This window comes from Algoriphagus lacus (assembly GCF_003583985.1).
In the GTDB taxonomy this organism is placed as follows: Bacteria; Bacteroidota; Bacteroidia; order Cytophagales; family Cyclobacteriaceae; genus Algoriphagus; species Algoriphagus lacus.
Genome location: NZ_QXML01000001.1, coordinates 688,551 through 714,759 on the forward strand (window position 1 = coordinate 688,551; position 26,209 = coordinate 714,759).

22 protein-coding genes are annotated in these 26,209 nt (G+C 46.3%); 10 read left to right on the forward strand and 12 right to left on the reverse strand.

From position 1 onward, the window contains the following. Positions 1–2: 2 nt before the first annotated feature. Complete coding sequence (locus D0X99_RS02895; protein ID WP_119476123.1) at positions 3–1,082, reverse strand: sugar-transfer associated ATP-grasp domain-containing protein; 1,080 nt, start codon at positions 1,080–1,082, stop codon at positions 3–5. Between the two features lie 221 nt (positions 1,083–1,303). On the opposite strand from D0X99_RS02895, the gene D0X99_RS02900 reads away from it, so the two are divergent. Both D0X99_RS02900 and D0X99_RS02905 read left to right on the forward strand, forming a co-directional pair. After that, entirely contained in the window at positions 1,304–2,785 is a 1,482-nt protein-coding gene (locus D0X99_RS02900) for an MFS transporter (RefSeq protein WP_119476124.1), read from the forward strand. A gap of 32 nt (positions 2,786–2,817) precedes the next feature. After that, positions 2,818–4,773 carry an alpha-amylase family glycosyl hydrolase gene (locus D0X99_RS02905; protein WP_119476125.1) on the forward strand — a complete coding sequence of 652 codons (1,956 nt, stop codon included), beginning with the start codon at positions 2,818–2,820 and terminating at the stop codon, positions 4,771–4,773. 32 nt (positions 4,774–4,805) lie between these two features. Here D0X99_RS02905 and D0X99_RS02910 read toward each other — a convergent pair whose 3' ends face one another. Next, a complete protein-coding gene (locus D0X99_RS02910) occupies positions 4,806–5,831 on the reverse strand; it encodes a LacI family DNA-binding transcriptional regulator (RefSeq protein ID WP_119476126.1) in 1,026 nt (341 codons plus the stop codon). A gap of 163 nt (positions 5,832–5,994) precedes the next feature. On the opposite strand from D0X99_RS02910, the gene D0X99_RS02915 reads away from it, so the two are divergent. The 5 genes from D0X99_RS02915 to D0X99_RS02935 all read left to right on the forward strand — a co-directional run bounded on the left by D0X99_RS02915 (position 5,995) and on the right by D0X99_RS02935 (position 10,426). Further along, positions 5,995–6,699 carry an orotidine 5'-phosphate decarboxylase / HUMPS family protein gene (locus D0X99_RS02915; RefSeq protein ID WP_119476127.1) on the forward strand — a complete coding sequence of 235 codons (705 nt, stop codon included), beginning with the start codon at positions 5,995–5,997 and terminating at the stop codon, positions 6,697–6,699. 5 nt (positions 6,700–6,704) lie between these two features. Next, entirely contained in the window at positions 6,705–7,748 is a 1,044-nt protein-coding gene (locus D0X99_RS02920; RefSeq protein ID WP_119476128.1) for a zinc-binding dehydrogenase, read from the forward strand. Between the two features lies 1 nt (position 7,749). Continuing rightward, positions 7,750–8,541: an SDR family NAD(P)-dependent oxidoreductase gene (locus D0X99_RS02925; protein WP_119476129.1), complete on the forward strand. Its 792-nt coding sequence runs from the start codon at positions 7,750–7,752 to the stop codon at positions 8,539–8,541. 3 nt (positions 8,542–8,544) lie between these two features. Next, positions 8,545–9,432, forward strand: a complete 888-nt coding sequence (locus D0X99_RS02930; RefSeq protein WP_119476130.1) for a sugar phosphate isomerase/epimerase family protein — start codon at positions 8,545–8,547, stop codon at positions 9,430–9,432. 115 nt (positions 9,433–9,547) lie between these two features. Continuing rightward, complete coding sequence (locus D0X99_RS02935; protein ID WP_119476131.1) at positions 9,548–10,426, forward strand: SMP-30/gluconolactonase/LRE family protein; 879 nt, start codon at positions 9,548–9,550, stop codon at positions 10,424–10,426. A 267-nt stretch (positions 10,427–10,693) separates the two neighbouring features. Here D0X99_RS02935 and D0X99_RS02940 read toward each other — a convergent pair whose 3' ends face one another. Next, on the reverse strand, positions 10,694–11,722 hold the full coding sequence (locus D0X99_RS02940; protein ID WP_119476132.1) for a phenylalanine--tRNA ligase subunit alpha: 1,029 nt from the start codon (positions 11,720–11,722) through the stop codon (positions 10,694–10,696). A 176-nt stretch (positions 11,723–11,898) separates the two neighbouring features. Here D0X99_RS02940 and D0X99_RS02945 point away from each other — a divergent pair, with 176 nt between their 5' ends. Continuing rightward, on the forward strand, positions 11,899–12,459 hold the full coding sequence (locus tag D0X99_RS02945; protein ID WP_119476133.1) for a fasciclin domain-containing protein: 561 nt from the start codon (positions 11,899–11,901) through the stop codon (positions 12,457–12,459). 87 nt (positions 12,460–12,546) lie between these two features. Here D0X99_RS02945 and D0X99_RS02950 read toward each other — a convergent pair whose 3' ends face one another. Together D0X99_RS02950 and ytxJ are read right to left on the reverse strand one after the other, a co-directional pair. Continuing rightward, entirely contained in the window at positions 12,547–15,444 is a 2,898-nt protein-coding gene (locus tag D0X99_RS02950; RefSeq protein ID WP_119476134.1) for a TonB-dependent receptor, read from the reverse strand. A gap of 127 nt (positions 15,445–15,571) precedes the next feature. Next, positions 15,572–15,907, reverse strand: a complete 336-nt coding sequence (gene ytxJ, locus D0X99_RS02955) for a bacillithiol system redox-active protein YtxJ (RefSeq protein WP_119476135.1) — start codon at positions 15,905–15,907, stop codon at positions 15,572–15,574. Positions 15,908–15,982: 75 nt separating this feature from the next. On the opposite strand from ytxJ, the gene D0X99_RS02960 reads away from it, so the two are divergent. Next, positions 15,983–17,383, forward strand: a complete 1,401-nt coding sequence (locus D0X99_RS02960) for a DUF4403 family protein (RefSeq protein ID WP_147392175.1) — start codon at positions 15,983–15,985, stop codon at positions 17,381–17,383. A gap of 45 nt (positions 17,384–17,428) precedes the next feature. Here the strand turns inward: D0X99_RS02960 and D0X99_RS02965 are convergent, their stop codons facing one another. From D0X99_RS02965 to D0X99_RS02980, 4 genes are all read right to left on the reverse strand, one after another. Continuing rightward, positions 17,429–17,911 (reverse strand): HEAT repeat domain-containing protein, encoded by a 483-nt coding sequence (locus tag D0X99_RS02965; protein WP_119476137.1) that lies wholly within the window; start codon positions 17,909–17,911, stop codon positions 17,429–17,431. A gap of 11 nt (positions 17,912–17,922) precedes the next feature. Then, positions 17,923–19,161: a hypothetical protein gene (locus tag D0X99_RS02970; RefSeq protein ID WP_119476138.1), complete on the reverse strand. Its 1,239-nt coding sequence runs from the start codon at positions 19,159–19,161 to the stop codon at positions 17,923–17,925. A 105-nt stretch (positions 19,162–19,266) separates the two neighbouring features. Beyond that, on the reverse strand, positions 19,267–19,944 hold the full coding sequence (locus tag D0X99_RS02975) for a 3'-5' exonuclease (RefSeq protein WP_119476139.1): 678 nt from the start codon (positions 19,942–19,944) through the stop codon (positions 19,267–19,269). Continuing rightward, positions 19,941–21,887 (reverse strand): DUF294 nucleotidyltransferase-like domain-containing protein, encoded by a 1,947-nt coding sequence (locus D0X99_RS02980; protein WP_119476140.1) that lies wholly within the window; start codon positions 21,885–21,887, stop codon positions 19,941–19,943. Before D0X99_RS02980 ends, D0X99_RS02975 begins: the two co-directional genes overlap by 4 nt. Positions 21,888–21,978: 91 nt before the next feature. Here D0X99_RS02980 and D0X99_RS20505 point away from each other — a divergent pair, with 91 nt between their 5' ends. Further along, positions 21,979–22,149, forward strand: a complete 171-nt coding sequence (locus D0X99_RS20505; RefSeq protein ID WP_199707969.1) for a hypothetical protein — start codon at positions 21,979–21,981, stop codon at positions 22,147–22,149. A 50-nt stretch (positions 22,150–22,199) separates the two neighbouring features. Here the strand turns inward: D0X99_RS20505 and acs are convergent, their stop codons facing one another. Genes acs through D0X99_RS02995 form a run of 3 tightly spaced genes read right to left on the reverse strand, consistent with a single transcriptional unit; the run spans position 22,200 to position 26,081 of the window. Next, the gene (gene acs, locus D0X99_RS02985; RefSeq protein ID WP_119476141.1) at positions 22,200–24,092 is read right to left on the reverse strand and encodes an acetate--CoA ligase; all 1,893 of its coding nucleotides are present in this window, start codon (positions 24,090–24,092) and stop codon (positions 22,200–22,202) included. Between the two features lie 30 nt (positions 24,093–24,122). Beyond that, positions 24,123–25,808, reverse strand: coding sequence for a sodium:solute symporter family protein (locus D0X99_RS02990; RefSeq protein ID WP_119476142.1), 1,686 nt, complete (start codon positions 25,806–25,808; stop codon positions 24,123–24,125). A 9-nt stretch (positions 25,809–25,817) separates the two neighbouring features. Further along, entirely contained in the window at positions 25,818–26,081 is a 264-nt protein-coding gene (locus tag D0X99_RS02995) for a DUF4212 domain-containing protein (RefSeq protein ID WP_119476143.1), read from the reverse strand. Between the last annotated feature and the right edge of the window lie 128 nt (positions 26,082–26,209).

The window sequence follows — 26,209 nt, forward strand, 5'->3', positions numbered from 1 at the left end:
TTTTACCGGGAGAGGTTAGTTGCATTTTTCCAGAGTTCTTCCCAACCCAAGCCTTTGAAATGAGGACCTGTGGTGGGTTCAGAAAAAACGATACCAGGTTCATCGGTATTCCACTCCATCAATTTTACTTCCCCATGGGTATCGATGGTGGCATCCCATCCGATCAACTGAAAATGAGGTACCCGGTCATGGAGATTTTCGCAAAGTCGGACAGCTTGGTGAAAAGAGGGGATTGACTTTCCTGCGAAATGGGCTCCGGTGTCGGGATGTTTTTCCATAATTGTCCAGTCAGCCGAGGTGGCATTCGGAAAAAGTCTTCCATCTTCAGGCCAAATGGGTACTCGGATACAATCTTTGGTATAAATGTATTCCATCCCTTTTCGTCCAATCCGTAACGCACATAGTCGGTTTTTGGCAAGTTGTCCCGGCGGCTTGACCGTTGTAATACGAAGGGTGGCCACCGCACCTGGGCTGAATTCCTCCAGCAAGGGATGCTGGAAAATCGGGGCCTGAATGACAAAATCACCGGCATTGGAGAAGTCGAAAGTTGCGAACCCTGTGGGGTCCAATTTGATCACCCCGTTTCCCTGAAATGAAAAATCCTTTTTCAGAAAAACATAGGGGTATTGGTCAAAGCAAATGGATCTCACCTCCTCTTTTGAAGAAGGGTTGCCTGCTATCGTGATCCAACTTCCCTTGATAAAATAGGCTAAATCGGGTAGGCTTTCGGTTTGAAGGATTTTTTTTGAAAGTGTTTTGTATTGTCCCAAGGATCTCAAATTGCCATTGACAGCTGGGCATACTACTCGTCCCAGGTAATTGTCAGGAATCCAACCCTCCAAAAACTCTCCCCGATAAGCTGTGTACAATTTCAGCCAGGGAGCAAAGTCAATCGACCCCAATACTGTCTTGGCGTATTCTTCAGCTTTTTTTGAATCCTGCGGAGACAGCGTTCTTCCCTGACTAGCCAATACTTTCAATCCATTTTCCACCCGTGTCACATGACTCTGGTCGTAGAGCCGATTCCATCTTTTTAGTCTCGACTTTCGGTAGTTTTTCTTGATTAATTGGATGATGGACATAAGTGGTAAGGAAGGGGAAGACCGAAGTGAATTTCATTTTTAATTTTTCATGAAAAAATATTTAAATTTTTTTTTTGAGTTATCAATCGATTTCCTTGAGGTTTTCTGCGCTTAGGCTGGTGTTACCCTTTTTTGGAGAGAATTTCCAATTCCGAAACTTTGTATTTTTTCAAAATCAAAAGTGATTTCTGCTCCTTTTTTGATTAACCCAAGCTAACCCAATGCGAAAACCCAATCTCTCTTTTTCCCAAATCATCAACATGAACGTTGGTTTTTTTGGGATCCAATACAGCTTTGGCCTTCAGCAAAGTGCGGTCAACCCGATCTATGATATGCTCGGTGCTGCCCCTGATGAAATCCCTCTCCTGAACTTAGCAGGTCCGATGACTGGACTTCTGATTCAGCCGATCATCGGTGCCCTAAGTGACAGTACCTGGAGTGAAAAATATGGGAGGAGAAAGCCTTACTTTTTCATCGGCGCCCTGATGTGCAGTATTTGCCTTTTTTTCTACCCGTTCAGTAGTTCCCTGTGGATGGCAGCCGGCTTACTTTGGGTTTTGGATGCAGCCAACAACACCGCGATGGAACCCTATCGGGCATTGATCGCAGATACCTTGCCTGAGGAACAATATGGTAAGGGATTCCTAACCCAAAGCTTTTTTACAGGTCTTGGAATCACGCTTGCCAATATTTCACTTTTTGTCTTTCAGATATTTTTCAAAGGAACAATCGGTTCGCTGCCGATGTGGGTATATGCTTCCTTTTTCCTCGGGACGGTTTGCTCGATTACGTCAGTGATGTGGAGTATTTCCAAAACACCTGAATATCCACCCTCAGCACAGGAATTGGCGGCATTGAAGGAGCGAAACAAAGGAATGCCCCATCCCGCAATTCAATTCTTCCTTTCGATCCTGACTACGCTGATAGCTTATTTGGTTTTTTTGCTCCTCTTGATCCCTTCCATTTTTGACCGTCAACTCATTCGGAAAACCATGCATTGGGCAGAAAGTAATCCTACGACCCGGGTACTTTTTGCCCAAAATCTGGAAATCATTGAGTCTATTATTCACATGCCTTCCGTGATGTGGAAGTTGGCGCTGGTCTACCTCTTTCAGTGGTATGCGCTCTTCTGCTATTGGCAAAATGCTGCCAAAAGTATTGCCCTTTCCGTTTGGGATGCGACCCCGTCAAGTGATCCTGCCAAGTATGAGGAAGCTGTCGGTTGGGCAGGCCTGGTCAATGGCTGGTATAATATCGTCACCTTTTTGTCTGCTTTTTTCCTCGCGAAAATGGCACAACGATTTGGTCCGAAAAAGGTGCATTTTATCTGTTTGCTGATGGCAGGAGTGGGATTGATCATTTTCCCGATGCTGGAAAACAAGTATCTGCTCTTTGCCCCCATGACTGGTTTTGGGATTGCTTGGGCGAGTATGATGGGGGTTCCTTACCTTCTGGTCGTCAATGAAATCCCCAAGGAGCGCTATGGGGTCTACATGGGTATCATCAATATGATGATTGTGATCCCGATGATTCTCCAGACACTGACCTTTGGATTTATCTCCAAAAACTTCCTAAACAACGATGCCGGACAGGCCATCATTTTTGGGGGTGTACTTCTGCTGATCGCTGCCTTAGCTACCCTTCGAATCAAGGAAAATAAATCCATCGACCCTAACGCAGCCCCGGTTTCGGTAGGACATTAATTTCAAAAATCAACATATTCAGAATTCCGGTCATGAAAACCGAATCCAATTTTCAGGAAAAAGCTCTTGGACTTATGCAGGCTGCTGGCTTGGATCCCACAGGAAAAGACCACGCTTTTACCGAACGACTTTCCAGGCATTTGCCGCTTATTCATCGCCTTTTTGGAGAAATTTACGCATCCCATCCGGAGGCAGAGTCCCAGTTTTACCAACTCCTCGGAAGTCTGATCCAAGGCTACCAAAACCGGGAAAAAAGTCTCCGCCAGAGAGATGAAGAAAAAGCCAATAAGGGAATTTGGTTTCTTTCCAACCAACTGGCTGGAATGAGTCTTTACGTGGATCGCTTTTGTGGTAGTCTGAAAAATATGCCCGGAAAGCTTCCTTACCTGGAGGATTTGGGGGTAAATTTTCTCCACCTGATGCCGATTTTCGAAAGCCCCGCCGGGGAAAGCGATGGAGGCTATGCCGTATCCAATTTTCGAAAAGTCGATGAGCGATTTGGGACCTTGGAGGATTTGATAGCCCTTCGGAAAAAAATGCACAACCAAGGCATGTACCTCATGCTAGACATCGTGCTCAATCACACCTCCCACCACCACGAATGGGCCCAAAAAGCCAAAGCAGGAGATCCTTACTACCAGAATTTCTTCTACACCTACGACAACCGCTGGATTCCAAACGAGTTTGATGAGACGATGCCGGACATTTTTCCGGAGAGTGCACCGGGTAATTTTACCTGGAATGAGGAAATGGGAAAATGGGTAATGACTGTATTCCACACCTATCAGTGGGACTTGAATTATACCAATCCCGTGGTTTTTCGGGAAATGATGGAAAACATCCTGTTCTATGGAAATCTGGGAGTGGATCTGCTTCGGATTGATGCGCCGGCTTTTATCTGGAAAAAGACTGGTACCACCTCGCAAAACCTCCCGGAAGCACATACCCTGCTTCGCCTGATCAAGCAGTGTGTCCAAGTGGCCACTCCCGGAATGGCCCTATTGGGGGAGGCCATCGTGGCTCCAACTGAAATCATGAAGTACTTTGGTACGGGTGAATTCATCGCCCAGGAGTGTGATTTTGCTTACAATGCCACCCAAATGGCACTTCAATGGGACATGCTGGCTTCCGGTGAAACCCGTGTTATGCTCAATGCCCAACATGAGATTTTGCAAAAACCGTACGGGACTTCTTGGATCACCTACACGCGATGTCACGACGATATCGGACTCGGATACGATGACTACATGATCGCTAAGGCTGGAAAAAATCCCTTTCAACATCGGAAGTTTCTGAAAGAATACTACTCGTTCTCGGGCGATCAATGGATGAGCCCGGCGAGGGGTGCACTATTCTCTTCCAATCCCAAAACAGGCGATGCCCGGATCAGCGGGACTTTGGCCTCACTTTGCGGATTGGAAAAAGCCCTGATCGAAGGCAATGGTCCGGCCATCGACCAAAGCAGCCAAAAAATCCTGATGATGCAGGCCCATTCGATTTTTTTGGGCGGTTTGCCGATGCTCTTCTATGGGGATGAAGTCGGCTATACCAATGACTACAGCTACCAAAATGATCCCGGCAAAAGTTATGACAACCGCTGGATGCACCGCCCGGTGATCGATTGGGAAAAGGTCAACCGCAAAAAGGTAGAAGGAACTGTAGAGCATCAGATTTTCGCCGGAACCAAAAAACTGCTTGCGATTCGAAAGGCCAATGGGGTGTTTAGTGACTTGAGTAATATTTCCTGGATGAGTCCGCACAACATTCATGTGGCGGGATTTATCCGCCGAATGGGCAACGAGCGGATGTATTGTCTTTTCAACTTCTCGGACAAAGCGGCTTACCTTACCTGGTATGCTTTTCGGGAGCAGGGAGAGGGAGCACAAAAACTGGTGGATCACTGGAGTGGGAGGGAGTTTATGATCGGACCGGATCACGAACACCTGATTTTGGAGCCTTACGCGTTTTTAATTCTTGAACCAAAATGAAACCTAAAAGTCGGATCCTCATCCGACTTTTTTCATTTACCAAGTGAAGATTGCCGTATCATCAGGTCTGTTTTCATCACCACCGTTTCATTATCTCCCAAGTCGTGATTTTTGATCAATTCGATCAGAAGTTCAGTGGCTTTTTGTCCCATTTCAAAGCCATGTTGATCCACCGAACTGAGGTTTGGACTTGTGTACTCTGACAGCATCCAGTTGCTGAATCCCATCAAGCCCACCTGACCTGGCACCTCATATCTGGCTGATTTCAGGTAGTTCATTGCTCCCAGAGCCACTAAGTCCGTGATACAAAAGATCGCATCGGGAGGGTTCGCGCTTTCCATCAGTTGCTTGGTAAAATCATACCCTTCCTGCTCCGAAATAGCCGAGCAGTTCTTAACCCAATCCTCCCTGAAATCCAATCCGTGATCTTCGACGGCTTTTTTATAGCCCAAAAACCGCTCGTGCGCATTTTTGACCTCCATTCTTCCGCTGAGGTGGGCGATTTTACGATAGCCTTCTGAAATCAGGTGATTTACAGCTTCATAGGCTCCGTTGAAATCATCTACAACCACTTTTGGCGTCACCAACTGATCAGTTATTTTGTCAAACTGCACGACGGGCTTACCTTCTTCCAAAAAATCCTGAATGTGATCACCCTCTACCGTTTCATTGGAAATTGAAATCAACAATCCATCCACACCCAATCCTAACATGGTCCGACAGGCAAAGACCTCCCCACTTAGGATGTCTCCGGACTGGGCTACTAAGACATGATAGCCATGTTTTTTTGCCGTTTCCAGCGCCCCGCTGATTGTGGTTGAAAAAAAATGATGGACGATTTCCGGGACAATCAGACCGATGATGGAAGTTCTGTTTTTCCGAAAATTGACCGCAAGGGCATTGGGGACATAGCTGTGTTTTTCAGCATATTCCTTGACTTGGCGTATGGTTTCTTCAGAAAGGGAAGCATATCCATTTAGCGCACGGGATACTGTGGATGGAGAAAGCTTTAATTCTCTGGCAATGTCCTTAAGGGTGATTTTTCGCTTTTCGGCCATAGCTAAGGTTAATTGGGATTGGCACTTTTGGGTTGTTTCTATTTCAGTTCAGAAAGTACAAATATTTAAAGCCAGTCCAATCAATTGGTAGTCCTTTCATCCAGTATTTGAATAGAAAAGGCCGGAAAAATTTTATATTCAAAGCAACCTTAAACCCATAACTATGAAACCTATTGTACAGATCTCTCTTGATCTGACGAATATCGATGAGGCGCTGGAAACAGCCGCTCTGGCCATGCGGGCTGGAGTAGACTGGCTGGAGGCAGGCACTCCCCTGATTTTGGCAGAAGGCCTGCATGGAGTCAGAAAACTCAGGGAGGCCTTTCCGGGAGTTCCAATAGTCGCCGACCTTAAAACCATGGACGGCGGTTACCTTGAAGCCGAGATGATGGCCAAGGCAGGTGCCACCCATGTCGTGGTCATGGCCCGTGCCCACGCCGAGACGATCAAATGTGTAGTCAAAGCCGGAAAGGACTTCGGAGTCCAAGTCATGGGAGACAATATGATCTGCCCGGATATGGTCGAAGGTGCCAAATTTTTGGAAGACTTGGGCTGTGATTATGTCATACACCACATCGGCTATGACGAGCGAAGGGGAATTGCCGCTGCCGGACATCGGATGCCAAGTCCATTGGATCAACTCCGGGAAGTGGTGGCAGCTGTGAATATCCCTGTACAGGCAGTGGGTGGACTTTCGCTCGAGCAGGCAATCAAATGTCCTCAATATGGAGCCCCATTGGTGGTATTGGGTGCGCCTTTGACCATCGATGCGGATTCTTTCAAGACCGCAGACGGTAATCTCGAGGAGTCCCTTCGAATGATCTGCGCTGCCATTCACGCCCAAGAAACCATTTCACCCAAAAGATAATAGCCATGTCCAGCACCAAATCAGCAGCAGTAGTCAACTATTCCGAGCAAAAACATTCGGTAGAAATCCGTGAAATTCCCATTCCTGAAATCGGTGAGGAGGACATTCTCCTTGAGGTCGAAAATGTGGGAGTTTGCGGCAGCGACCTCCATCAGTGGACCTCAGATCACAGCTGGCCGGTGAACTATCCGGTCGTATTGGGTCATGAGTTTGGTGGAAAAATCGCCGCTCTTGGGACTCGGGTGGCTGGTTGGAAAGTTGGGGACAGAGTGGTTTCCGAAACTGCAGCCGTGATCGATACCCAAAATCCCATGAGCAAAGTGGGGCTCTATAACCTAGATCCCACCCGTAAAGGCTTTGGCTATGGAGTCAATGGAGCCATGACCCGATTTGTGAGAGTGCCAGCCAGATGCTTGCACACGGTCCCCGAAAATCTGTCTTTCGAAGAAGCCTGTCTGACCGAACCTTGCTGCGTGGCCTACAATTCGGTCGTAGGAAATTCAAGCATCAAACCCGGCGATCGGGTAGTAGTGATTGGTCCGGGAACAATCGGGATTTTGTGTGCGGCTATGGCCAGACTTTGCGGAGCTGAGGTGGCAATTCTTGGGTTGGAAGCTGACAAGGGTAGATTGGAAATTGCCAGAAATGCCTACGGATGCGATCCGCTGATCGGAGAAGATGCTGCAGAGGCTTGGGCAAAAAAGCGGGATGGATTGGGAGCTGATCTGATTGTGGATGCAGCCGGACATAGCAATACACTGAAAATCGCCATGAAGCTGGTTCGGCCCAACGGTCAAATCACCAAAGTAGGGTGGGGGCCGCAGCCTTTAAATTTCTCCATCGATCCGATCGTTCAGAAAAATGTACGTCTCCAGGGAAGTTTCAGTCACAACTGGCCCATCTGGGAGCGTGTGATTTCTTTGCTGGCAAGCGGTGCCTTGAATGTCAAACCGATTATCGGAGGCGTTTGGCCAATTACCGAATGGCATACCGCTTTTGAAAAAATGCACTCCGGACAGGTGGTGAAGTCGGTTTTAAAGCCTGTCTAACATGCGACTCAAGGACAAAGTCATTATCGTCACCGGAAGCACCACAGGCATCGGCAAAGCCATCGCCAAGCGATGTGCAGCTGAAGGTGCCAAAGTGGTATTGCACGGATTGGAAGGATTTCTGGGTGAGGAAGTATTGGAGGAGATCGGTGCGGAACATGCTGTTTTTCATCAAGAGGATATTTCCGCCGAGGGCTGTCCAGAGCGTTTGGTCAAGTTGGCTGTAGATCGCTTTGGAAAGCTCGATGCAGTAGTCAACAATGCTGCTTGGGTGATCCAGTCCAATATCGAAAACACAGACCGGGCTTTTCTCCAAAAAGTCCTAGATATCAATGCCATTTCCCCTTTTCTCCTGATTCAGGCAGCTCTTCCAGAACTTGCCAAAGCCAGAGGATGCGTCCTCAATATCGGCTCGGTCAACGCCTGGAGCGGAGAACCGAATCTTCTAGCCTACTCAATTTCCAAAGGAGCCCTGATGACCATGACCCGTAATTTGGGCGATTCCCTGATCCGTGATCACGGCGTCCGGGTCAATCAAATCAATCCGGGATGGGTGCTGACGGAGCGGGAAAAGGAACGCAAAAAAGATCATGGTCTATCCGAGACCTGGTATGAAGACCTACCCAAAATGTACGCCCCCGCCGGGCGGATTCTCTGGCCTGAGGAGATTGCCGCGGCATGTATGTATTGGCTTTCAGATGAAGCCGGTCCAATTTCCGGTCAAGTCGTTGATCTGGAGCAATACCCCATGATCGGGCGAAACGCCCCCAAAGACACCTCTACCATTCACTGATCTATGCCCAAATTAGCCGCCTTTCCCAAAGCTTTTATGCAGCAGCTCTGCAAGGATGGGAGTATGAAAATTGCCGACTGGGTCAAGCTTGCCACCCCGCTTCAGCTCGATGGATTGGAGTGGTATGCCGGATTCCTGGAGATGGCTGATGAAAAAAACTGGCCCAAATTCCGCCGAATGGTCGAAAACGAAGGTATGGTTATCCCCATGATGTGCTGCTCTCCTGATTTTACCCACAGAGATAAGGCTTTTCGGGAAATTGAAATCCAAAAGCAAAAGCGCTGGATCGAGATGACCGATGTGCTGGGAGGAAAATATTGCCGCGTGCTTTCCGGTCAATACCGACCTGAGCTATCCATAGAAGAAGGTATCAAACTCGCCAAAGACTGCATTGAAGCTTGTCTTCCCTATGCCCAAAGCCTTGGAATCACCCTGATCATCGAAAATCACTACAAGGACGACTTTTGGGAATTTCCGGAGTTTGCGCAGAAGCGGGCTATCTTCACCAAGCTGGTCAACTCCATCCATCACCCCAACTTTGGTGTCAATTACGATCCGAGCAATGCCTTCTTGGCAGGCGAGGATCCGTTGGATTTATTGTATGACGTGTCTGAACGGGTGGTGACTATGCATGCGAGCGACCGGTTTTTGAAATACGGAACGATCGAAGACCTGAGAAAAGAAGAAGGCGGCGCAGTCGGTTATGCCAAGCGACTCAGCCACGGGGAAATCGGCAAAGGGATGAATGATTACGATGCCATTTTCACCGAACTCAAGCGGGTTGGTTTTGACAATTGGATAAGCATCGAAGATGGAGTGGACGGCATGGATCAACTGGAGCGCAGTGTGGCCTATTTGAAGAAGAAAATTGCGCAGTATTGGCATAAGTAGTCCACGGTCGACAGACGACCGCAAAAAAATACCGATTGGATTTGAGCTTAAACCATTTTAACGAAGCGGCTGTGGTCCATGGACTGTGGACCGTTGACATTTAAACTTTCGAACTTTGCAAACTTCCAACTTTACAACCATCCCCTCCCAATGCTTCCTTGGCGAAGGCCCACTGTGGATCGCAAAGCTCGGTTGTTTTTTCTGGGTAGATATCGAAAAGGGCAACCTGCATCGCTATCATTTGGCTACTGAAAAACTCGAAATCAGGCATTTTCCTCATCGATTGGCGGTAGTCTTAGAGGGGCAAAACGGAAAGCTGATTTTGGGTTTGGATCGGAAGCTGGTGCGTTACGATTGGGAAACTCAGGAGATCGAAGAACTCTGTGAGGTGGAAGCAGATTTGACTTTGAATCGCTTCAATGACGGGAAAGTGGATCCCCAAGGCCGAATCTGGATCGGAACACTGAGTACACTTTTTACCGAAGGTGCGGGTTCGCTGTATCGGATCGGAACTGATTTGAAGCCTGAAGTCACACTTAAAAACCTCACCATTTCCAACGGAATGGCCTGGACAGCCGATCAGAAGACCTATTACTTTATCGATACCCCAACCAAGAAAATCCAGGAATTTGCCTTTGATCCGGAAACCGGAGCCATTGAATTTCGACGAATTGCAGTCGAGATTTCGGAGGGTTTGGGCTTTCCGGATGGGATGTGCATCGATCTGGAAGGGATGCTATGGGTTGCGCATTATGCGGGTTCGGGGGTTTACCGATGGAATCCCAATACTGGTGAACTAGTAAACAAAATCGAATTGCCCGTTCCGCATGTGACTTCCTGCTGTTTTGGAGGGGAAAACCTAGATTTGATGCTGATTACTACAGCCCAGGAGAATCTGACACCTGATGATCTCAAAAAAAATCCGCAGAGCGGGGATGTCTTTTTAGTTAAGTTGGAGGTAAGTGGACTGGAGTCCTATCGGGCTTCTTTTTGATTATTTCTCCCGCAGATCTCCGCAGAAAAAGCAGCAATTGAACGCTGATTTAAAAATGGTTCAAGTCTCCTGACTTGGACCTAATCCGTATTGAAAATAATTTTAGGCAGTCCGAAGATTGCATTATGATTGGTCCAAGTTTGAAAACTTGAACCAATCCATGGCAAGTGGAAAATCTGCGCCAATCCGCGAAAATAATCAGTCAAAATCTGCGGGAAATTCAAAAATCAAAAAAGGCCAATCTTTCGATCAGCCTTTTTCTTTTTTCTATAACATCGGCCTAAACTGCCGCAGGAATCGCACATCATTTTCGGTAAACAAGCGTAGATCACGGATCTGATACTTCAGCATCGCGATTCGCTCGATTCCCATGCCGAAGGCGAAACCAGTGTATTTTTTGGAGTCAATTCCGCAGTTTTCAAGCACATTGGGGTCAACCATGCCACTACCGCCGATTTCAACCCAGCCACTTTGCTTGCAGACATTGCAACCTTTTCCCCCACAGATCAAGCAGGAAATATCAATTTCAGCACTTGGTTCGGTGAAAGGGAAGAAGGATGGACGGAACCGAACCTTGGTTTCCTTGCCAAACATCTCCTTTGCGAAGTGGTACAGGGTATTCTTCAAATCAGCAAAGCCTACATTTTCATCCACGTAAAGACCCTCTACCTGATGGAAGATGCAGTGGGCGCGGGCAGAAATGGCTTCGTTTCGGTAAACCCGTCCCGGTGAAAGCGTCCGAATCGGAGGTTTCTGATTTTCCATCACCCGCACCTGAACGGAGGAAGTGTGGGTTCTCAGGGCGATGTCGGGATTTTTCTCGATAAAAAACGTATCCTGCATCTCTCGCGCTGGATGGTTTTCCGGGAAATTCAGTGCGGTAAAGTTGTGCCAGTCGTCTTCGATTTCTGGACCTTCGGAAAGGTTGAAACCGATTCGCTCAAAGATCTCGATGATCCGCTGACGGGTTGCAGTCAAGGGATGAATGCCTCCCAACGGATAGTTGGAAGGAGGCAAGGTCAAGTCTATATCGGCGGATTTCGACTTTTTGGTTGAGGCATTTACTTTTTCAATCAGCTCCTGAAATTTCTCCTCAGCCAATTGCTTTACGGCATTGACCAGCTGACCGTAGGCACGTTTTTCCTCGTTGGGGATCTGTCCCATGGCAGCGAAAAGCTCTCCTACTACACTTTTCTTTGAGATGAACTCCATGCGATAGGCTTCCAGTTGATCCGGGGTAGTGGCATCTGCTGCTGCAATGGCTGCTTTGATCGATTCGATTTTTTCCTGGTACATGATTGAAAATTAATCAGGTCACAAAGCTAAGAGTTTTGGGCTTTTTTGGGTAACGGTCGGGATGCAACTCTGCTCCCAAAAAAGAATTCCTGATTTTTTTTCATCCGGAGTCAATCCAGCTTCCAAAAGCACCTCGTAAATGCCTCCAAATCAAAAAAACCAAAACAATACATCACATGAACAAACTATTTAAAGTGGCTTTCGCAGCCTTCGCATTCTTGACAGCCAATTTGGCTTTTGCTCAGATGGAAAAAACCGTGGAAGTAGGCGGCGCACCGATGTACCCCTCCAAAAACATTGTGGAAAACGCTGTGAATTCCGCAGATCATACCACTTTGGTAGCCGCAGTAAAAGCTGCCGGATTGGTAGAGACACTTCAGGGTAAAGGTCCGTTCACCGTTTTTGCACCGGATAATGCAGCGTTTCTAAAACTCCCTACCGGAACTGTTGAAACCCTTCTGAAGCCTGAGAACAAAGGTCAACTGACAGCGGTGCTAACTTATCACGTGGTGGCCGGAAAAATGGGCTCCAAAGAAATAGCCGAGGCGATCAAAAAAGGAAACGGAAAGGCAGTGCTTACCACTGTGCAGGGAGGAAAACTCACAGCTTGGATGCAAGGCAAAGACCTTTACATCACAGATGAAAACGGAGGAAAATCCAAGGTGACCATTGCCGATGTGTTCCAATCCAACGGGGTAATTCACTCGGTGGACACGGTAGTGCTTCCTAAAATGTAAGCAAAACGCTTGTTTTTAAAACCCAAAAGCCGCTTGAATTCAATTTCAAGCGGCTTTTTCTTATTTCAGGCTGCTTCAGCTTAACTTCTACCAAGTTCTTCCTCCCGGAGGTCTTCCCATTTGCCAAGGCTGCTGAGGCTCGGCGGCCGGCTGCTTAAAGTTGCCGATGATGTAAGTGAACGTCAGCATGCCATAACGGGTGAGGACATTGGTGAAGACGTCTGTAACCGCCACATCGGAGATGGTTCGACTGATGCTGTTGTTCTGATTCAGCAAATCGAAGACGACCACTTTCAATTCTGCCTTGTTGTTTTTTGCAAAGCGGTAGCCTCCTTCGATGTTCCACAACCAGAAATTCTGGTTAAATCCTTCCGAAAGTCCGGTATAGAGCGTGTGGGCCACATTGTTTCCGACAAAAACTTTTCCGTTTTGTGAGGAGAGGTAGAGTCTGATATTTGATTCCTGCTGGTAATAATTGTTGTCCAGATCCTGCTGCAGGCTCGAATTGACAATGTTGTAAGTACCCGTCGTCTGAATGGAGAAATCCACGTTTTTGCTGATGTTGGAGCTGAAAGTCAGCCCTTGGCTAAGGCCCAAATTGTCGTTCAGGTTTTTCTCTCCGTTGATAATTCCCGGAATTCGGTTGAAACTTACCCGGGTATTCGTATTAAACTGGGTTTTGATTCCTTTGATCGGAGCCCCATAGGTCAGGAAAAATGAACTTCTCCAGTTCCCCTCCAAGTTTACCGGCTGGGTGATTTGTCCACCCGGACGGAGCAAAATCTGTCCGTTGATGAGGGTATCGGTTGCCGTAATGAATGTATTGCTTCCGATGTAGTTATTCGTGGCAGAATAATTCAAAAACATAAACAGCGTGCGCGACTTCTCCAGATTGACCTTGCTGACATTTCCGAAGAAATTATGGTTGTAGCTTTGAGCCAAGGTTGGATTTCCCACACTCAAATTCAAAGGGTTCTGGTTGTTTACCACGTTTTGCAGTTCGGTCACACTTGGTTCGTCCGTGTCTGTCCGATATCTGAATCTCCACGACAGGCCTGTTTCACGGTTTCGGAAGTTGACGTTAGCACTCGGCAAGAGATTGTTAAAATCTCTGGTAAAGACTCTTTCTTCAGGGAAAAAGGCCTCGTTGTCCAAGCGGGCATATTGGTAATCCAAATTCAGGTTGACGTTCCAGTTGCCGCTGTTGTAGGCATAACCCGACCGGAGTCGTTGCGTGATGAACTTGTTGTCAAATTCATTGGACAAAGCGGTATCCAAAATAGGTCTGCGCTCCTCATCCAGAACAAAAGTCTTTTGGTCAGCGCGGGTCTTATTATTCCCGACTTGATAGCCAAAAGTACCAATGGACTTTTCCCCCAGGGGTTCGGTCCAGGTGGCATTGATCCGGTAATTGAACCCGTCGTTCAAGGCATCGGTCTCTTGAAGCGTGGTATCGATCAGATTTCGTTGAAAATCCCTACTGGCTGCCAACAGATCCGACAGCTGATCGCGGTTGTTCCATGCTGTGAAAATATCGGTAGAGAAAGTTCTTCCCTTTTTCTCGAATTTATATCGGTAGGTCAAATTGTTGGAAATATTGAAAGCCTGAGTTTCGGCATTGGTGATTGATCTCAAGGCAGAGAGTGAATCCCCTGTACTTGCCAAGGTCAAGGCATCCCGGTCGCTGAAGGTATTATTGGTTTGGAAGGATAGACTTGGCGTCAAAATGATGGAATTTTTATCATTCAGATCCGCTTCAATTCTCGCATTTGCCCGGTGATTGTAATTGTCTACCGTGTTGATGAGGTTTTCCTGATAGTATTGGCGGATATTTTCATTCACCACAGTCTCCCGATTGGTGATTTGCTGAAGTGTATTGGTGGTATTGTTGAAGAAATAGCTTCCTGTGAAATTGACTTTTTTGCCCCATTTATCGGAGTAGTTCAGGCCCAATGCATTGGTGGTGACAATTCCTCCTGTGTTTCCCACAAAGAAATTATTGTTTCCTCCGCCACCCCATTGGCCGCCACCACCTCCACCTCCAGGTCGTCCTCCACCCATTCCTCTCATTCCACCTCCTCCTCCTGAGGTATTGGCAGTGACACCGGCAAGGTCCTGACTGGAAAAGTTCTGCTGATTGATGTTGTTAAACAGGCCAAGAATCGAAAAACGCTGATCTCCTTTGAACAAATTCAAACTTCCTCCTGCGGAGTATCGGTCATCTGTACCGTATCCTCCGTAGGCTCGGCCGAAAGAACCGTTTTTGCGATCCTCCCTCAAAATGATGTTGATGGTCTTGGAGTAGTTTCCGTCATCAAAGCCCGTCAATCTACTTTGGTCAGAGCGCTGATCCAACACTTCCACCCGCTCGATTGCATCTGCAGGTAGATTTCTTAAAGCGATGCTTGGATCACTTCCAAAAAACTCACGCCCATCGACCAGGATTTTTTGAACCTGTTCGCCTTGGGCTTGTAGCTGTCCGTTTTGCATGGTAATGCCGGGCATCTTTCTGATCAGATCTTCTGCCTGGGCATTTTGTTGCGTTTTAAAGGCATTGGCATTGAAAGAAGTGGTATCTCCTTTTTGCTCACCGGTCACATTTTGACCTTCGATGACGACCTCACCCAGAACTTTGGTGTCCTCCAGCAAAATCAACTCTCCCAATTCTACCGGATCGCGAAAGCTGTGAATTTTGGTAATGGTCTTGTATCCTAGGAAGGTTATTTCCAGCTTGACTTCCGGTATAGAGGGGCGTGCCAATTCAAATTCACCATTTGAGCCAGTCACCGTACCCCGAAGAAGCGAATCGGTCACCGTCTTGATCAGCACGTTGGCTCCGATCATGGGAGTATTGGCTACTCCATCAATTACCTTTCCGGTAAATTTCCTCTCGGGTCTTCCCTGCTCAGTAGGTCGCTGCCCGTAAGCCTGATGATCAAGCAAAAGGCTAAAAATCAGTACAATAAAAACGTAGATTTTTTTCATATCAGTGCAAAGTTCAACACTTTGACTGAATCCTAATGTCAATGGTTTAAGTCCGAATTCCTTTAAAATTGGAATGGATATTAGTGGGGATGGATGGTCTAAAAATCTTTTATAAAAATAAGAGACACTAAACCTGAGCCATTATTTCCGGATAGGAGATCCCATAATGGCTGTTGTCGTATACTGCTTTGCTATCCCGAATTATTAGTACTTGAGGCGACTCATGCGGAACACCAAATTCCTCCTCGACCTGATCGGATAATTTCCTGTAGGCAATCAAATCCAAAAAATACGGAACTACCTTCTCTCCATCCTCGGTTTTCCAGTTTCGGAGTAGCCGGTCAAGAGACATACTACTGATAGAGCAGCGGGTACTGTGTTTAAAAATCAAAACGGGCTTCGTTTTGCTCAATTCCTTGATTTCCTCAAGTTGAGATGCTTCAGTCAGTTTTTTCCAGTTCATGATCGTGAATGCTTACTTTTGGGGCAATTGTTGCAAGGGAAAAATAGTTCCTTTTATCCTCCTGAAATTACCGCTATGCAAATGCCTGTTGAAGTCCGAAGTCCTTTTTTTTCTTACCTGATTCTGGTCCTTTTTTTAATTTCAGGTGCCTGTAAAAGTCTGGATCCAACACTCAATCCGGCGCTTGTACCTGTGCCTTTGGCATATTCCAAGGTAAATGTTCCTGTCCAAATTCCGATTCAAACGCTGGATTACCTGCTCAATCAGCGAATTCCTCCTATTCTTTTCGAGGATAGCGGGATAGATATGGGTAACGGGATCATCGGGGATCTGAATTTTTCCAGAAACGGAATGGCAAAAATCGAAGCAGTGGATTCACAACGAATCCAAGTCACTCTTCCAATTAGGGTACAAGGTGAAGTGGGACTCAAGCCGGGAGGACTTCGAAATTTGTTTCAATCAAAAATTCCATTGAATCAATCCTTTGCGCCTGTTTTCCTGATCAATCCTCAAGTGAATCCCAATTGGTCTTTGGGCATTTCAGAATTTGAATTGATGGATTTGGGTGGAAAAATGAGCTTTAATGTGCTCGGAATGGAATTGGACCTAAGTCAGTTGATCCGAAAAGAAATTCGGGATTTTGCATCAAGAAACCTCACATCCAAACCGGACCTCATTCCCCTCAAACCTTTGGTGGACCAGGCGTGGAATCAGGTCGGAAAGCCGGTTTTTGTGGATTTTCAGGGCAAAAAGATGGCCTTTTCGATTCAGCCGGATTCGGTAAAACTTTCTGAAAGTTTTACTCCAAACGAAAGCTTTAACCTCAATCTTGGACTGAGTGGAAAAGTAAATTCCCACCCGGCTGGTGCTGCTCCCAGCCGACCTTTTCCCTTACCGAAACTGAGCGAAAACTCGAGTACGGAAAACGGTCTCGAAATACGAATTCCACTTCGATTGACCTACGCTGAAATCGATCAACTCCTTCTTGAAAAATTCGGAAATCAGGCAATCCGGGTAAACAAAAAAACAGTGTTCCGGCCGGGAAATTTCAAGTCAAAAGCCTATGGAGGAAGACTGGCGATCCAAATGGATTTTGTTGCCGTTCAGGAAACTGGAAAAGAAATCAAAGGGGAATTGTTTTTGGTTGGCTTACCGACTTATGACACTGAGCAACAGGTTTTGATTTTTGATCAGGTCAATTTTCACCTGGAAAGTGACAGCCCAAAAGCAAAAACTGCTGCAGCTTTGAAAAAGGGAAAAATCATCCGTCAACTCAATCAGAAACTCCGATTCCCGATGGCAGAAGTAATGGAAGAAAGTCTGGGAGGAATCCGTGAGCGCCTTGCTCTTCAAACTCCCTTTGCAGATTTGAAGATCGCAGATTTAGAAATCTATCCTGACGGATTTTATCCAACCGCCACAGGCCTGGAAGTTCAGCTTAAGGCAACCGGAAAGGTGGACGTTAGCTGGAAATAAAAAGAGCGGGCCTTTCGGACCGCTCTGAACTGTTGGAAGAATTGATTAATTGATTTTTCTGAGCATTTCACCTGCTGCCATTTTGATGGTATCGTCCATAAAGTTTTTGGAGATTCGATCAATTTTGGATTTGAGGTTTTTTTCCAGCTTTTTGACCTTTACTGACAGCAGCGCAAATTTTACCACAGAGGGGTCATTGTCTTCCAAAGATCTCTGAAGGATTTTTTCTGCTACAGGAGAGTTTCGCTTTTGGGCTCCAAAAGCAGCTGCAACACGAACTGGAGCGGGACCAGTTGATGCGGCTCCCTCGAGGATTTTATCCGCCTCCTCACCTTCAATGTACCCTACCAAATAAGCTGCTTTGGTAGCGAGATTTTCATCACTGCTTTCCACCAATTCCTTTAGAAAAGAAAGAGAATCCTTTCCAAATTTCAAAGCAGCTGCAGGATAGTCTAGTTCATCCTGTCTGAGAAAGGCCAGCAGTTCATCAGTTGAAAAACTACCGGCGGTTGTTCGATTTTGTGCCATGATTGAAAGAATTAAAGTGGAGTGCTGAGATTAGAATTACGCATTGTTGTGGACTCACCGGAAGTAAGGTCAGGTGGGGGGTTGGTAATATTGAAAGTCCCACCACCGGTCATGAGTTGGTTATTGTTATTCACATGACTAAGACCCAAAACATGGCCAAATTCATGACCAAGAGTCCATCTGCTTGCAGACCGAACCACTACACAACCTGGCCTTCCAGCTGGAAATGCTGCACAACCGTTGTAGCCGGGCACTGTACTTCGGACATAATACACGACCAGATCATTTCCGCTCATGAAATTCCGATTTCTGAAAAGTAAATTTTGCTCCGTTGTAGTTTGTCCCATGAAACAACCCCCAACATCCACATCGGCCAGAGAGGGTAAATTAAGATTCTCTGTGGTGACCCAATCCACACGGATTCCAGCAATTGAAAATACTTCCTGCATGGCCGCAAACTGTTCATTCAAGGTAAAAGAAACTGGATTATCCAAAATCTTCACATGAACTCTAACTCGCTCCTGAAGGACTCTTACTCCTGCTGTCGGTGACCAATAGATACTCCCTCTTTGGAAATGTGAAATTCTCCCGGCTCCGCCAAAAACAATCAATTCATCCGAGGTGGGATATCCTAAGCTACTCCTTTCCCATCCCATGTTTTTCCACTGTTCGCGAATAGCTCCATGAACTTCATAGGCTCCTGTACTTGGCGTCCAGTAGATGCTACCTCCCTGAAAATGATTGTACCGACCCACCCCATCAGGAGTGGTATTTTCATTCGTCAAAGGATAACCTAAAAAACTTCGCTCCCATCCTAAACTGGAATACTTCGTTCGGATGGCACCATGCACTTCCCATGCTCCTGTGGCAGGGCTCCAATAAATACTCCCTCCCTGGAAATGATTGTATCGGCCTACTCCATCCGGAGTGGCTGTTTCATCGGTAAGAGGGTATCCCAAAAAGCTCCGTTCCCAGCCTAAAGACTGCCAGCGGGCTCGAATCAACCCATGAACTTCATGGGCTCCCGTTGATGGATGATAGTAAATCGATCCATTTGCATAATGCTGGTAGCTGCCTACTCCATCCGGACACTTGGTGATTGGAGTTGTGCTTGGGCCTAACCAGCCACCGGAACCACCCAGAGATTGATACTTCTGGGTAATAGGATGCTGAACTTTGAGCAAATCTTTGATTGCCTCCAGGTTCAGGTCTGTCCTAACAATAGTGGGGTCAATTTTGAGTTTTGACATAGGACTAATTTAAAAATGTGAAACAAAAAACTACCTGAATTTATCACAAAATATTAAAAATCAATCATCTTTAAGTGAAATTTATTACTTAAAGCTCTATTTCTGCTAGTAATTTTTCATCAAATCTTTAAAATTAAAAATCCCTTTTTTGGAGCAGTTTTTCAGCAATTTCAAAAAAAGCTGTGCAGTTAAAAATGCATCTCCGGCAGCAGTGTGTCTGTCATCGGTCTCGATTCCGTAGCGCTTGCAAAGCTCATCCAAGCTGTAGGATTCCATGTTGATTCTGCTTAAGTCTGCATTCGGACCATGTTCCAATCTAATGGCCAAACGAAGCGTATCTATTACAGGGTTTGGAAACTGGGATATCCCATAATGGGCCAAAAGCTTTCCGAGCATCTGGAGATCAAAGCTTACATGATGTCCTACCAGAATGGAGTTTCCGAAATATTCCAAAAGTCTTTTTGAAAAATCCTCTACTTCTAGCGGGTGAGCGATTTCAACCAACCCATGAATCGGAGCAGTTTTTCGACTTGTATTTTCTGTCAGTGGATACCATTCGACGGCTGTTGAAATTTGAATTTTCATCCCGGAAATCTGAACCGCTCCAAAGGATAAAATGGAATCCTTTACCGGATCAAATCCGGTGGTCTCGGTGTCCAAAACCGTAAAATTCAGCTGGTCAATTCCCCGAATTCCGGGAATAGACTGTGCATTCAGTTCCAAAAATTGCCGGATGAAATCCAGCCTCTCTTTTTTTGGCTTCCAAAATTCCCACCAACTCATTTTCTGAAATAGTCAAGCTGAAACCGGATATTAACAATCTCCTGAAGTTCTGAAATCGGGGAAAAAGTGTTTTTCAGAAGTTGACGTTGAAGTTTGCCCAAAGATTTGGGTTGGATGTATCTTCCGCTGTTTTGGTTTTGAAGTCCCTCCAGAGCTCTCATACGCATGAGGATTTCATAGGCTTTTCCGGCTTGGGCAAAAAGCTCCGCATAATTCGGTTCCAATTCGGCAAGCTTTTCAAAACGGCGAAAGGTATTGTTGATTCCTACGACTTGATGGCTTAGCACCAGCAACCGGGCAAGGTCTGTCAATGGCAGCATCGCCCTCGCCTTGATATCAAATTGGTCCCGATGTTCACCGGATTTTTCCACCATGAAGTCTTTGAAAAACCCTAGCGGCGGAGGATTTGTCAGGGCATTTTGAGCCAAGAAATTCAGGAAAATCTGCTTATTACCGATTTCCTGATAGATATGATGTGTGAGTTCTTCGGCCAATGTCTTGCTTCCTGCCACGGCCCTGTAATCGAAAAATATCGAAACCTTAACCAAAGCTTCCGGAGAAGGATGAAGAATCCACTCGGAAAAGTATTTTTTCCAAACGGAAAGTGGTTGAACCCATTCCGGATTGCTAGCCATGATTTTACCCGGACATGGATCAAAACCACAGGCCAAAAGGACTTCCACAATTCCTTCCCCAAGTTTGAGGAAGTATTCTGCTGCCTTGTCGTGCAATTCTGCAGTCACATCTTCGTAGAGAATCGCATTGTCCAGATCCGTTCGGAGCAGCTGCTCTTCACGCCCTTCACTCCCCATCGACAAAAAGCAAAATCGGACAGTTGCCATTTCGGGATAGTCCGATAGAAGTTGGTTTTGCACTAATGCCAAAGCCTGACGGATGATCACGTCGTTGATTTCTGTCATCACAGAGGAGACGAACTCCATCGAAACTTCATTTTCCAAGTAATACCGGAGCATTTGTTCGGCACGGTCCCGGATTTTTCGCATTTCACTTACCTCCACCGTATTGATCAACCCGTGGATGAGCACTGCAGGACTATTGCCCATGGACAGGAAAATGTCATGATCAGAGATTATCCCACAAACCGGACTTTGATCTGATCCATCATTGGTCAATACCAAATGATGGAGTCGATTGCGGATCATCGTGAGGTATAAATCCGAAAACCCATCCTGCTTTTTTCGGGTAATGACAGGGCTGGTCATGACCGATGAAACAGGTTGCTGTGGTGAAATACCGGATGCCAGCACCCGATTTCGCAAATCTTTGTCAGTCACTATTCCCTTTGGAAAGCCTTGATCATCACAGATGATGATGGAGCTGACCTGAGCTTCTGCCATCAATTTTGAGGCTTGGTGGATGGAAGCTTCCGGAGCACAACTCACTACTTTTTCAGATACTTTGACTTCAGACTGGTCCGAAAAAATCATCAGGGAATGATCACCGGAGGTATTTTTGAATTCTCCCCGAGCCTTTTGGCCATGGGAAAGATCCTGCCTAACCACTACCTGTCCTGCCGCAAACCCGGCTGCGAAAAAGAGTGCTACGCGACTGTTTTCCTCCAGGATTTTTTCAAAAACAGCTACCGGAATGGCATAAATCAGGCTATTTTCGATGACTTTGGAAGTAAGCAAATAGGGCCTTTTACCCAGTAAGGCCAACACGCCAAAGACATCACCTTCGTCACAAACCTCCCTGATTTCCTCTCCCTGAACTGAGTTTTGTACCAAATGAATGGTCCCTTCTTTCAGTACAAAAAAATGGGGCTGTGCAGCTTCCCCTTGTCGAAAAAGGATTTCCCCCTTTTCCAGATATAGTACTTCCACACTTCTGGCCACAGAGGCAAGGTCGTCCTTTCCCAAAAATGAAAAAGGAGGAAATCTGCGAAGGAACTCCGCAACCCGATTGACGATGACGTTGGCCATTAAAAGAAAGCAGGATTTTATTTTCCTGCCATTTTGACAAGTTTCTTTTTGGTATTCATCTTGAATAGTTAATAATCAAGATATTACAACTATGAGGGTTACCAAAATTTTCCAACCAATTCGCCAAGTGATTTGGGCCTTGATTGTAGCCTTTATGGTTGGTGTTCACAATTTTTACAAGCAAGAAATGGATTCTCCAGATTCGATTGTGTCATCCATTGAAATAGATGCTGAGGAGGAAGACTCTTCTCCAAAAGACTGATATTATAGGAAAGAGCCAAGATATCTTGGCTCTTCTTTTTGACTATTATCTTACTTCCTTCCTTCGACAATTTTCTCTACCACATCTGGATCGAGCAAGGTCGAAGTATCACCCATGGAATCTAGCTGACCTTCAGCTACTTTCCTCAGAATCCGTCGCATGATTTTTCCGGAGCGGGTTTTTGGAAGTCCAGGCACGATCTGAATCTTATCCGGCTTGGCAATCGGACCTATGATTTTGGAAACCATATCCTTGATTTCATTGATCAAATTGTCCTCAGTACGGTTGGTCATGTCGCAAATCACAAAGGCGTAAATGCCCTGACCTTTGACCTCATGAGGATAGCCCACCACAGCAGATTCGATGACTTTTGGATGTTCGTTAATCGCGTTTTCCACTTCAGCGGTACCCATTCGATGGCCTGACACATTGATCACATCGTCTACTCGGCCGAGTATTCTGTAATAACCATCGTGATCGCGTTTCACCCCATCTCCGGTGAAATACATGTTTTGATAAGTCGAAAAGTAGGTTTGTTTGCATCGCTCATGATCGCCATAGGTAGTTCGGATCATGGACGGCCAAGGAAATTTGATGCAAAGATTGCCTTCCACAGAGTTACCAGTTAGCTCATTCCCTTCAGCATCCACGATACAAAGCTGAATCCCCGGCAGGGGCAAGGTGGCATAAGCAGGCTTGGTTGGTGTGATGCCCGCCAAAGGAGAAACCATGATTCCACCTGTTTCAGTCTGCCACCAGGTGTCGACAATCGGACATTTCCCTTTTCCGATATGGGTATGGTACCAATGCCAGGCTTCTTCGTTGATCGGCTCGCCTACGGAGCCTAGCACTTTAAGTGAACTGAGATCACACCCTTGAATCGGATCTGTACCAAAGGCTTGCAGAGCGCGGATCGCGGTTGGAGCTGTATAAAAGATATTGACTTTATGCTTTTCGATGACTTCCCAAAAACGGCCGGGACCCGGGTAAGTGGGAACTCCCTCAAACATGAGCGTGGTGGCACCCGCCAAAAGCGGACCGTAAACGATGTAGGAGTGGCCCGTTATCCAACCAATGTCGGCGGTACACCAATACACATCTCCTGCGGAATACTGAAAGACATTGTCAAAGGAATACTTGGTATACACCATGTAGCCACCAGTGGTATGAACCACCCCTTTGGGTTTTCCTGTCGAGCCGGAAGTGTAGAGGATAAACAGCATGTCTTCGCTGTCCATTTCTTCAGCCGGGCAGACATCGGATTGGCCTTCCAATACCTGATGCCACCAAAAATCCCGACCTGATTTCATTTCAGTTTCCTGACCTGTGCGGCGATAGACGATGACCGTTTCCACTGAAGATTTTTCAAGAGCTTCATCCACAACGGATTTTATTCCGATTTTTTTATTTCCTCGGAAGTTTCCATCGGAGGTCAAGACAGCTTTTGCTTCGCAATCGATGATCCGATCCGCGAGGGAAGAACTGGAAAAACCAGCAAATACGACGGAATGAATGGCTCCTATCCGGGCGCAGGCAAGCATGGCAATGGCTGCCTCCGGCACCATGGGCATGTAGATAATTACCCGGTCACCTTTTTGGATTCCTTTACTTTTCAGCGCATTGGCAAATCGACAAACCTCCCTGAAAAGCTCCCGATAAGTTAAGGTTCGAGTTGCTTCGCCCGGTTCATTGGGTTCCCAGACAATCGCCGGTCGGTCTCCGATCGTGTAGAGATGTCGTTCAAAAATATTCTCAGTGATATTCAGCTTTGCATTTACAAACCATTTGACATCCGGTCCTTCAAAATTCCATTTTAGGACTTTATCCCAGCGCTTTCTCCAGTGAAAGGAATCCGCTATTCTAGCCCAAAATTCTTCAGGCTGGGCTATGCTTTTTTGGTATTCGTAGAGATAGCCACTGAGGGTATGTAATCGGTCACTCATGATAGGGTAAGGTTATGGGTACTTCTCGTTCTAATGATCTTGTGCTTCACCGGCTCCTTTTGGAATCCGGATCTCCTGAATCAGGTCCTGTACATGCTGCGGTGGTGCTGGAGTAAATTTCGAAACGAAATAGCACACCAGAAAATTTAAAAGCATCCCGATGGAACCTATTCCTTCCGGAGAAATTCCAAACCACCAGTGATCCTCAGAATTTATCCCCGGATTGATAAACTTGAAATAGGTGATGTAGGAAACGGTAAAAATGAGACCAGTAATCATCCCTGCGATGGCCCCTTCTTTATTGATCCGCGTCGAAAATATTCCAAGTATGATTACCGGGAAAAAGGAAGCAGCCGCCAAACCAAAGGCGAATGCAACAACCTCTGCTACAAATCCGGGAGGATTTACTCCAAAATACCCGGCAAAAATTACTGCACCTGCAGCAGAAAGCCGGGCGATCTGAAGTTCCTTTTTTTCAGAAATTTCGGGATTGAAGTTTTTGACCAGATCACGGGAAACGGAAGTGGAAATCACCAATAGCAAACCTGCGGCGGTAGATAGGGCTGCCGCCATGGCGCCTGCCGCAACCAATCCGACTACCCAGTTGGGAAGTTGCGCAATCTCAGGAGTGGCCAGCACCATGATGTCTTTGTCAATGGTGAGTTCATTTGCAACAGGATCTGCCAAATATTGGACCTTTCCATCTCCGTTTTTATCGTCTACGTTTATGAGGTTGGTTTTTTGCCAGTTTTGAACCCATGCCGGGAGTTCTGAAATGTTTTTTTCCGAGGTCGAATTGATCACATTGTAAATTCCGAAAGCCGCCATCGCCGGAGCAGTCGTGTACAAAATCGCGATAAAAATCAAGGCATATCCTGCCGAAAGCCGAGCATCCTTTACTTTGGGCACGGTAAAAAACCGGACAATGACGTGTGGCAAACCTGCTGTACCCACCATTAGGGCCAAGGTGATCATCAGCATATCAGTCATTCCTTTCCGACCGGAGGTGTATTCACTGAATCCCAAGTCGGCTAATACACCGTCCAGCTTTTCCAGCAAAGGCGTCCCGTCTGCAACTTCTCCTCCCAATCCCAACTGAGGAATAGGATTGCCAGTCAGCTGCATGGAGATGAAAATTGCAGGCACCATGTATGCAAAAATCAACACACAAAACTGAGCCACTTGGGTGTAGGTGATTCCTTTCATTCCGCCCATCACCGCATAGAAAAAGACAATCGCCATGCCGATGACTACCCCCCATTCAATCGGAATTTCGAGGTATCGCGAAAAGACAATACCAACCCCGCGCATCTGACCTGCCACATAGATGAAGGAAATGAAAAGTGCGCAAATCACCGCTACCACTCGCGCTTTATTCGAGTAATAGCGATCACCCACAAAGTCAGGCACGGTGAATTTTCCAAATTTTCTCAGATAAGGAGCCAGCAACAAGGCGAGTAACACATAGCCCCCAGTCCAGCCCATCAGGTAGACTGAACCATCGTATCCGGCAAAAGAAATCAAACCGGCCATCGAAATAAAAGAAGCTGCAGACATCCAGTCAGCCGCTGTAGCCATGCCGTTGGCCAAAGGGGAAACTCCTCCACCGGCTACATAAAACTCCTTTGTTGACCCCGCACGGGTCCAGATTGCGATGGCGATGTAAAGAGCGAAAGAAAGCCCGACAAGTAAATAGGTCCAAGTAAGAATATCCATATCCGAGAATCAGTCTTCGTGAACGTCAAATTCCCTATCCAGCTTATTCATCCGAACCACATAAATGAAAATCAGTACGATGAACGAATAAATAGCACCCTGCTGGGCAAACCAAAAACCAAGAGGATACCCACCGATTTTGATTTGATTGAGTGGCTCGACTAATATGATTCCAAACCCAAAGGAGACCACAAACCAAACCAGGAGTAAAATCAGAAGTGTCCGCAGATTTTTCTTCCAATAGACAGACATTCTATCAGTCTTTTGAGGCATAGTATTTTGGGTTTAGGATATAAAAAGCAACTTATTTGAAGGTCGAAAATACTTTTTGACCATAGAATTTTTCGACTTCAAAATCAAAAATGAAATACTTGAATCTGGAGACAGAATCCAAACTCTTT

Coding starts and splice junctions, on each gene's coding strand:
- D0X99_RS02945 (WP_119476133.1), top strand. CDS start 11,899: ATGAACAAACTATTTAAAGTGGCTTTCGCAGCCTTCGCATTCTTGACA.
- D0X99_RS02980 (WP_119476140.1), bottom strand. CDS start 21,887: ATGGCCAACGTCATCGTCAATCGGGTTGCGGAGTTCCTTCGCAGATTT.
- ytxJ (WP_119476135.1), bottom strand. CDS start 15,907: ATGAACTGGAAAAAACTGACTGAAGCATCTCAACTTGAGGAAATCAAG.
- D0X99_RS02990 (WP_119476142.1), bottom strand. CDS start 25,808: ATGGATATTCTTACTTGGACCTATTTACTTGTCGGGCTTTCTTTCGCT.
- D0X99_RS02975 (WP_119476139.1), bottom strand. CDS start 19,944: ATGAGTTGGTGGGAATTTTGGAAGCCAAAAAAAGAGAGGCTGGATTTC.
- D0X99_RS02940 (WP_119476132.1), bottom strand. CDS start 11,722: ATGTACCAGGAAAAAATCGAATCGATCAAAGCAGCCATTGCAGCAGCA.
- D0X99_RS02910 (WP_119476126.1), bottom strand. CDS start 5,831: ATGGCCGAAAAGCGAAAAATCACCCTTAAGGACATTGCCAGAGAATTA.
- D0X99_RS02930 (WP_119476130.1), top strand. CDS start 8,545: ATGCCCAAATTAGCCGCCTTTCCCAAAGCTTTTATGCAGCAGCTCTGC.
- D0X99_RS02920 (WP_119476128.1), top strand. CDS start 6,705: ATGTCCAGCACCAAATCAGCAGCAGTAGTCAACTATTCCGAGCAAAAA.
- D0X99_RS02995 (WP_119476143.1), bottom strand. CDS start 26,081: ATGCCTCAAAAGACTGATAGAATGTCTGTCTATTGGAAGAAAAATCTG.
- D0X99_RS02950 (WP_119476134.1), bottom strand. CDS start 15,444: ATGAAAAAAATCTACGTTTTTATTGTACTGATTTTTAGCCTTTTGCTT.
- D0X99_RS02965 (WP_119476137.1), bottom strand. CDS start 17,911: ATGGCACAAAATCGAACAACCGCCGGTAGTTTTTCAACTGATGAACTG.
- D0X99_RS02915 (WP_119476127.1), top strand. CDS start 5,995: ATGAAACCTATTGTACAGATCTCTCTTGATCTGACGAATATCGATGAG.
- D0X99_RS02970 (WP_119476138.1), bottom strand. CDS start 19,161: ATGTCAAAACTCAAAATTGACCCCACTATTGTTAGGACAGACCTGAAC.
- D0X99_RS02900 (WP_119476124.1), top strand. CDS start 1,304: ATGCGAAAACCCAATCTCTCTTTTTCCCAAATCATCAACATGAACGTT.
- D0X99_RS20505 (WP_199707969.1), top strand. CDS start 21,979: ATGAGGGTTACCAAAATTTTCCAACCAATTCGCCAAGTGATTTGGGCC.
- D0X99_RS02960 (WP_147392175.1), top strand. CDS start 15,983: ATGCAAATGCCTGTTGAAGTCCGAAGTCCTTTTTTTTCTTACCTGATT.
- acs (WP_119476141.1), bottom strand. CDS start 24,092: ATGAGTGACCGATTACATACCCTCAGTGGCTATCTCTACGAATACCAA.
- D0X99_RS02925 (WP_119476129.1), top strand. CDS start 7,750: ATGCGACTCAAGGACAAAGTCATTATCGTCACCGGAAGCACCACAGGC.
- D0X99_RS02895 (WP_119476123.1), bottom strand. CDS start 1,082: ATGTCCATCATCCAATTAATCAAGAAAAACTACCGAAAGTCGAGACTA.
- D0X99_RS02905 (WP_119476125.1), top strand. CDS start 2,818: ATGAAAACCGAATCCAATTTTCAGGAAAAAGCTCTTGGACTTATGCAG.